Here is a 5,733-nt window from a genome sequence, read left to right as displayed (position 1 = left end):
ATATAAAAGCAAAAAGCCCTTCATATTTCTATGAAGGGCTTCCAAAAAAGGCAACGACCTACTCTCCCACAAATGCAGTACCATCGGCGCTAACGGGCTTAACTTCTCTGTTCGGAATGGTAAGAGGTGAGCCCCGTCGCTATAACCACCTTAAGTTTTAAGTCAACAGCTAACAGGTAGTGGCTACCTTTCGCCCTTGACTGGCAGTGTGGACTGCCGGATATCTTAACATATCGAAAAAAATTACATGAACTTATAACAATTATATATGGAACTTTATAAAAAAACAGGCGTACAATAAGCCTATGGGTTATTAGTACTACTCGGCTATGACATTACTGCCTTTACACCTATAGCCTATCAACGTGGTCATCTTCCACGACCCTTTAAAGAAATCTCATCTTGTGGTGGGTTTCGCGCTTATATGCTTTCAGCGCTTATCCCTTCCCAACGTAGCTACTCTGCAGTGCCACTGGCGTGACAACAGATTCACCAGAGGTTAGTCCAACTCGGTCCTCTCGTACTAGAGTCAGATCCACTCAAATTTCTAACGCCCACAGTAGATAGAGACCGAACTGTCTCACGACGTTCTGAACCCAGCTCGCGTGCCACTTTAATGGGCGAACAGCCCAACCCTTGGGACCTTCTCCAGCCCCAGGATGTGACGAGCCGACATCGAGGTGCCAAACCCCCCCGTCGATATGAGCTCTTGGGGGAGATCAGCCTGTTATCCCCGGCGTACCTTTTATCCTTTGAGCGATGGCCCTTCCATGCGGAACCACCGGATCACTATGCTCTTGTTTCCAACCTGATCGACTTGTAGGTCTCTCAGTCAAGCACCCTTATGCCATTGCACTCTACGCACGGTTACCAAGCGTGCTGAGGGTACCTTTAGAAGCCTCCGTTACTCTTTTGGAGGCGACCACCCCAGTCAAACTACCCACCAAGCACTGTCCCCTCATCGAGGGTTAGACTCTAGATAAGCAAAGGGTGGTATTTCAACAATGACTCCACAACACCTGGCGATGCCGCTTCAAAGTCTCCCACCTATCCTACACATTACTTATCCAAAACCAATACTAAGCTATAGTAAAGGTGCACGGGGTCTTTTCGTCCCACTGCGGGTAATCGGCATCTTCACCGATACTACAATTTCACCGAGCTCATGGCTGAGACAGTGTCCAGATCGTTGCACCATTCGTGCAGGTCGGAACTTACCCGACAAGGAATTTCGCTACCTTAGGACCGTTATAGTTACGGCCGCCGTTTACTGGGGCTTCATTTAAGACCTTCGAGTTACCTCTAAGCCCTCCACTTAACCTTCCAGCACCGGGCAGGTGTCAGGCCATATACGTCATCTTTCAATTTAGCATAGCCCTGTGTTTTTGATAAACAGTCGCCTGGACCTTTTCACTGCGGCCCCACCGAGGTGGGGCGACTCTTCTCCCGAAGTTACGAGTCTATTTTGCCTAATTCCTTAGCCATGAATCTCTCGAGCACCTTAGAATTCTCATCCCAACTACCTGTGTCGGTTTAGGGTACGGGCTGCTTCACTTGCTTTTCTTGGAAGTCGCTACTCTGGATTATCACCTTGACCGAAGCCTCAGTGTACTATCGCGGTGTTACCACTCGCTTCAACGAACTATTCCGTCAGTTCGCACCAAATTTACGCCTCCGTCACTTTTAACGTGAGCAGGTACAGGAATATTAACCTGTTGTCCATCCACTACCCCTTTCGGGTTCGCGTTAGGTCCCGACTAACCCTCAGCTGATTAGCATAGCTGAGGAAACCTTAGTCTTTCGGTGTGCGGGTTTCTCGCCCGCATTATCGTTACTTATGCCTACATTTTCTTTTGTAGCTTCTCCAGCATGACTCACATCACACCTTCGACGACACTACAATGCTCCCCTACCACTTCTTGCGAAGTCCATAGCTTCGGTAATATGTTTATGCCCGATTATTATCCATGCCGAACCGCTCGACTAGTGAGCTGTTACGCACTCTTTAAATGAATGGCTGCTTCCAAGCCAACATCCTAGCTGTCAAAGCAGTTCAACCGCGTTATTTCAACTTAACATATATTTGGGGACCTTAGCTGATGGTCTGGGTTCTTTCCCTCTCGGACATGGACCTTAGCACCCATGCCCTCACTGCTGATCAACATTTTATAGCATTCGGAGTTTGTCAGGAATTGGTAGGCGGTGAAGCCCCCGCATCCAATCAGTAGCTCTACCTCTATAAAACTATAAATCAACGCTGCACCTAAATGCATTTCGGGGAGTACGAGCTATTTCCGAGTTTGATTGGCCTTTCACCCCTACCCACAGGTCATCCGAAGACTTTTCAACGTCAACCGGTTCGGTCCTCCACTGTATGTTACTACAGCTTCAACCTGCCCATGGGTAGATCACACGGTTTCGCGTCTAACACTACTGACTAAAGCGCCCTATTCAGACTCGCTTTCGCTACGGATCCGTGACTTAATCACTTAACCTTGCCAGCAACGTTAACTCGTAGGCTCATTATGCAAAAGGCACGCCGTCACCCCAGAAGGGCTCCGACCGCTTGTAAGCGTATGGTTTCAGGTTCTATTTCACTCCCTTATTCAGGGTTCTTTTCACCTTTCCCTCACGGTACTAGTTCACTATCGGTCTCTCAGGAGTATTTAGCCTTAGCGGATGGTCCCGCCAAATTCATACAGGATTACTCGTGTCCCGCACTACTCAGGATACCACTATAATTAACGTTCTTTACTTGTACGGGACTATCACCCTCTATGGTTCCTCTTTCCAAAGGATTCTAATTCATTGCGCAATCAATGTCGTGGTCCTACAACCCCAAGTTTGCCGTAACAAACCTGGTTTGGGCTAATCCGCGTTCGCTCGCCACTACTAACGGAATCACTTTTGTTTTCTTCTCCTCCGGGTACTTAGATGTTTCAGTTCCCCGGGTTCGCCTCCTTGCGGATACTATATCTTCAATATAGTGGGTTGCCCCATTCGGATATCTGCGGATCAATTTGTGTGTGCCAATCCCCGCAGCTTTTCGCAGCTTATCACGTCCTTCTTCGCCTCTGAGAGCCTAGGCATTCCCCATACGCCCTTATTTAGCTTATTGTACTTTTTGCTTTTTTAATGAGTTTACTGTTATCATCAATGAATTGATGACTACAATATGGACTGATTGTATATCGCTCGTGGTGATCACAATCAATCCCAATTATTATTTATATAACCAGATAGATCCAGTTATACTTTTCATGTATCTTTTTTCAATATGTCAATGAACGTGTCGTGAGTCACGACAGACAATTTATGCCTATCTTTCTCTACGCAATGCTTGAAATAATGTATCTCAAGACATTGTCTTGTGGAGAATAAGGGAGTCGAACCCTTGACCTCCTGCGTGCAAGGCAGGCGCTCTAGCCAGCTGAGCTAATCCCCCAGTTTTAAGTGAACAGTCGTTTAGTTAACAGTTAACAGTAACTAAATTCTGCAACGTTAACTTGGGTTGCTCTACTTCTAAAATTTCCTTTTTAATGAACGTTTTCAATTGTCAATTATCAATTTTCAATTGAAAGTCGTAGTCTCAGGCAGACTCGAACTGCCGACCTCTACATTATCAGTGTAGCGCTCTAACCAGCTGAGCTATGAGACTGTGATAGCCTTCAGTTTTCAGTTTTCAGCAACCTTGTTGCTGAGCACCGTATACTGGTGACTTTATATTTTAAATTAACAGCTTGAGAATAAACGATCTCTTTCTTACCTTTTTATTTCCTCTTAGTCGTCTTTCTCTAGAAAGGAGGTGTTCCAGCCGCACCTTCCGGTACGGCTACCTTGTTACGACTTAGCCCTAGTTACCGACTTTACCCTAGGCCGCTCCTTGCGGTGACGGACTTCAGGCACTTCCAGCTTCCATGGCTTGACGGGCGGTGTGTACAAGGCCCGGGAACGTATTCACCGCATCATGGCTGATATGCGATTACTAGCGATTCCAGCTTCACGGAGTCGAGTTGCAGACTCCGATCCGAACTGTGATAGGGTTTATAGATTCGCTCCTGGTCGCCCAGTGGCTGCTCTCTGTCCCTACCATTGTAGCACGTGTGTAGCCCAGGACGTAAGGGCCGTGATGATTTGACGTCATCCCCACCTTCCTCACAGTTTGCACTGGCAGTCTTGTTAGAGTTCCCGACTTGACTCGCTGGCAACTAACAACAGGGGTTGCGCTCGTTATAGGACTTAACCTGACACCTCACGGCACGAGCTGACGACAACCATGCAGCACCTTGTAAGTAGTCCGAAGAAAGATCTATCTCTAAATCATGCAACTTACATTTAAGCCCTGGTAAGGTTCCTCGCGTATCATCGAATTAAACCACATGCTCCACCGCTTGTGCGGGCCCCCGTCAATTCCTTTGAGTTTCATTCTTGCGAACGTACTCCCCAGGTGGGATACTTATCACTTTCGCTTAGCCACTCAGATAAATCCGAACAGCTAGTATCCATCGTTTACGGCGTGGACTACCAGGGTATCTAATCCTGTTCGCTCCCCACGCTTTCGTCCATCAGTGTCAGTGCATTATTAGTAATCTGCCTTCGCAATTGGTATTCTATGTAATATCTATGCATTTCACCGCTACACTACATATTCTAACTACTTCATAATGACTCAAGACAACCAGTATCAAAGGCAATTCTACAGTTGAGCTGCAGGATTTCACCTCTGACTTAATCATCCACCTACGGACCCTTTAAACCCAATGATTCCGGATAACGCTTGGATCCTCCGTATTACCGCGGCTGCTGGCACGGAGTTAGCCGATCCTTATTCTTACGGTACCGTCAAGCCCCCTCACGAGGGGGTGTTTCTTCCCGTATAAAAGCAGTTTACAACCCATAGGGCAGTCTTCCTGCACGCGGCATGGCTGGATCAGGCTCTCGCCCATTGTCCAATATTCCTCACTGCTGCCTCCCGTAGGAGTCTGGTCCGTGTCTCAGTACCAGTGTGGGGGATCCCCCTCTCAGGGCCCCTATCTATCGTTGCCATGGTATGCCGTTACCACACCATCTAGCTAATAGAACGCATACTCATCTTTTGCCGTAACCTTTAATATAAGATCCATGCGGACCCTATATACTATACGGTGTTAATCCAAATTTCTCTGGGCTATCCCGTAGCAAAAGGCAGATTGTATACGCGTTACGCACCCGTGCGCCGGTCGTCAGCGGAGCAAGCTCCCTGTTACCCCTCGACTTGCATGTGTTAGGCCTGCCGCTAGCGTTCATCCTGAGCCAGGATCAAACTCTTCATCGTTAAATTTTAAGTCTTGCGACCATATCATTAACAACTAATAGGAATTCAAATAGTACTCAAAATGGTTTATTCTCTTTGTTCGACCTTCGCCGTTTCCGGCTTGGTCTTACGCTGTCAATTCAATATGTTAATGAACTTCTTTTCTCTTTCCCCAGCTCGTTTCCTTGCTAAGCGGGTGCAAATATAAAACCCTTTTTTTTACCACACAATACTTTTTAAATCTTTTTTGAAAAATTTTTTTTCCCTCTCCAAAGACCCAAAAAACATCCCCTGCATGAACTCCGCTATCTGTAGGCTTCCCTTTTTTAGCGGCTGCAAACGTACGACCCTTTTTCCTTTCCGCAATGGCTTTTTCCGTCTTTTTTTTGCCTTTTTTCTTAACACCTTTTTATCCACTGATTATGAATATTTTACGGAGA

Annotated in this window: 2 tRNA genes and 3 rRNA genes; all 5 read right to left on the bottom strand. The window is 46.8% G+C overall.

Features of this window, described 5'->3' with window-relative positions:
- Window positions 1-45 precede the first annotated feature (45 nt).
- Window positions 46-153: ribosomal RNA gene (rrf, locus tag V8G69_RS16285) — 5S ribosomal RNA — on the bottom strand.
- Window positions 154-293: 140 nt separating this feature from the next.
- Window positions 294-3,118: ribosomal RNA gene (locus tag V8G69_RS16280) — 23S ribosomal RNA — on the bottom strand.
- 253 nt (window positions 3,119-3,371) lie between these two features.
- A tRNA-Ala gene (locus tag V8G69_RS16275) sits at window positions 3,372-3,445 on the bottom strand.
- A gap of 139 nt (window positions 3,446-3,584) precedes the next feature.
- Window positions 3,585-3,658, bottom strand: a tRNA-Ile gene (locus V8G69_RS16270).
- 140 nt (window positions 3,659-3,798) lie between these two features.
- Window positions 3,799-5,314, bottom strand: a 16S ribosomal RNA gene (locus V8G69_RS16265).
- Together the 16S, 23S and 5S rRNA genes with 2 tRNA genes alongside form the textbook arrangement of a ribosomal RNA operon.
- Window positions 5,315-5,733: the final 419 nt, after the last annotated feature.

Source organism: Gaetbulibacter sp. M235 (assembly GCF_043876835.1).
In the GTDB taxonomy this organism is placed as follows: domain Bacteria; phylum Bacteroidota; class Bacteroidia; order Flavobacteriales; family Flavobacteriaceae; genus Yeosuana.
This window is presented reverse-complemented; position numbering and strand designations above follow the sequence as displayed.